The sequence below is a fragment of the Alexandriicola marinus genome (assembly GCF_004000435.1).
Taxonomy (GTDB): Bacteria; Pseudomonadota; Alphaproteobacteria; order Rhodobacterales; family Rhodobacteraceae; genus Alexandriicola; species Alexandriicola marinus.
This window is the reverse complement of the sequence record NZ_RBVZ01000090.1, coordinates 1-300: the sequence shown is the minus strand read 5'-3', so window position 1 is coordinate 300 and position 300 is coordinate 1. Positions and strand designations below refer to the sequence as shown.

The 300-nt window shown below is 64.0% G+C and carries 1 protein-coding gene; it reads right to left on the bottom strand.

Features of this window, described 5'->3' with window-relative positions; all coding sequences use genetic code 11:
• The coding region (locus EP376_RS22810) for a metal ABC transporter permease (protein WP_206074857.1) at positions 1 to 300 on the bottom strand (300 nt) is incomplete at both ends.

The following is a 300-nucleotide window of genomic DNA, read 5'->3' as shown; positions in this document are numbered from 1 at the left end:
GATGGCGTATCGTAATTCAGCGAGCCGAACAGACCGCCGACGGCCGCCAGAATTCCGACGAACGCTGCCATCACCGCCATCTGCTCCGGCGTCGCCGCAAAACGCCGCGCTGTTGCAGCGGGGATGATCAGCAGCGAAGTGATCAGCAATACGCCGACGATGCGCATTGCGATCGCGATGACCGCCGCCATCAGCAGCATGAATGCGAATTGCGACACCCGCGGCGACAGCCCTTCGGCCTCGGCGACTTCTTCGCTCACCGTGCCGGCAAGCAGCGGCCGCCACAGATAGATCAGCGCC